3 protein-coding genes are annotated in these 1,792 nt (G+C 59.2%); all 3 read left to right on the plus strand.

What is annotated here, in order from left to right; all coding sequences use genetic code 11:
• Positions 1 to 3: 3 nt before the first annotated feature.
• Positions 4 to 498 carry a (R)-mandelonitrile lyase gene (locus tag AC1DPR_RS31775; protein WP_477106156.1) on the plus strand — a complete coding sequence of 165 codons (495 nt, stop codon included), beginning with the start codon at positions 4 to 6 and terminating at the stop codon, positions 496 to 498.
• Entirely contained in the window at positions 476 to 1,288 is an 813-nt protein-coding gene (locus AC1DPR_RS31780) for a carboxymuconolactone decarboxylase family protein (protein WP_477817997.1), read from the plus strand. The genes AC1DPR_RS31775 and AC1DPR_RS31780 overlap by 23 nt, the downstream gene beginning before the upstream one ends.
• Positions 1,285 to 1,792, plus strand: a 508-nt coding sequence (locus tag AC1DPR_RS31785) for an MFS transporter (RefSeq protein WP_477817998.1), incomplete at its 3' end; no start/stop codon positions are given. The genes AC1DPR_RS31780 and AC1DPR_RS31785, both read left to right, overlap by 4 nt.

The raw sequence follows: 1,792 nt of genomic DNA on the forward strand, positions 1-1,792 counted from the left end.
ATCATGGACCTCATCTCGAAACGAGTTGCATGTGCAGCGGCCCTTCTCGCTGTGTCTGCTGTTGCAAACCGGGCGCGCGCAGACGAGTCAGCGGAAGCCCAACATATCACCCCTGCAGGGACGCAACGCTCAGTCGCTGGATCACCCGATTTTTTCACTGGACGCGTGCGCGTTGAACCTGTCTGGCCAGCCGACAAGAGCATCAATGCCTCAGGCGGTCTTGTCACCTTCGAGCCTTCCGCTCGATCTGCCTGGCACACCCATCCGGCCGGCCAGCGCCTTTGGGTCGTGTCTGGAGTCGGCCTGACCCAAGAGTGGGGTAAGCCAATCCGGGAGATTCGACCGGGCGACGTAGTTTGGTGCCCGCCCGGCGTCAAGCACTGGCACGGCGCTTCCAGCGGCGCCGCGATGACCCATCTCGCGATAACGGGCACTGTTGAAGGGAATAACGTCACGTGGATGGAGAAGGTCACCGATGACCAATACAACGCTCGCTAAGAATCCCTCTCAGCACCTTAAGCTGATGATGCTAGGTGTTTTGCTGTCCGCATCTGGGTGGATCTTTACTGAACGAAGCGCGAATGCGCAGGAACCTCGGAATATGAATCAAGCACTGTCTAACACGACAAACTCCACGATCTCCGAAACCCTTACGGTGCGGCAGCAGGCCATTATTCCGATCGCCGCGTTCGCTGCGGCAGGAGACATTGGCAGCCTCAATACCGCCTTGAACCAAGGGCTGGATGGCGGCCTGACGATTAGCGACGCCAAGGAGATCCTGGTGCAGCTATACGCGTACGCGGGATTTCCTCGGAGTCTGAACGCTCTCGGCGAACTGATGAAGGTCGTGGAAACACGCAAGCAGGGCGGAGTTCATGACGCAACGGGAAACGACCCGAGCGCTCCCATCCCCAAGGGCGACGCATTGCTGGCTGCCGGAACAGCGAATCAGACCAAACTGTCCGGGGCGCCGGTCGAGGGGCCACTCTTCGACTTTGCTCCGGCAATCGACGAATACCTCAAGTCACACCTATTCGGTGACATCTTCGAGCGAAACAATCTCGACTGGCAGAGCCGAGAGCTTGCCACCATCGGCATGTTGTCCGCTCTTCCAGGAGCCGAAGCGCAATTGCAGGCGCATATGCGCATCAGCATGAATGTAGGTCTGACTGCCGGACAACTTCGTGAAGTCACTCGGGTCCTGRCTGAGCGCGTGAGCGCCGAGAACGCGCGTCGCGCTCGCCAGGCCCTGGATCGGCAACTTGTTTCCGCAGCCGGCGCCAAGTGACCCCGCAAGTCCGTTCACGCAGTGGATGGTCAACGCTGATCGTGGCGTCTTCTGGCTTCTTCATCATCACGCTGGACGCCGTCATTGTTAACGTCGCCTTGCCGACACTGGGTCGAGACTTCGATGCTGACATGCGCGGCTTGCAGTGGGTCTTGGATAGCTACACCTTGGCGTTCGCTGCTCTCTTGCTTTCGGCTGGTGCTTTGTCCGACCGCCTCGGTACACGTTTAGGGTTCGGCTCGGGATTGGTCATCTTCATACTTTCGTCCTTGGGCTGTGCTCTCGCCCCTACGCTGCACGTCTTGATAGCCGCACGCGTTTGCCAGGGCCTCGGTGCCGCCTTGATGATGCCTTCCTCTATGGCGTTGATTCGACAAGGGTATGAAGATCCTGACCAACGCGCACGTGCCATTGCCCTATGGGCGATGGGAGGTGCAGTCGCCTCCACGTCCGGGCCAGTGATTGGAGGATTCTTGGCGGCCGTCGATTGGCGCTGGATATTTT

Source organism: Rhizobium sp. 01T417 (genome assembly GCF_056398905.1).

What these genes read in the sequence shown, in the direction of transcription:
- AC1DPR_RS31775 (WP_477106156.1), top strand. Translation starts at nt 4, where the DNA reads ATGGACCTCATCTCGAAACGAGTTGCATGTGCAGCGGCCCTTCTCGCT.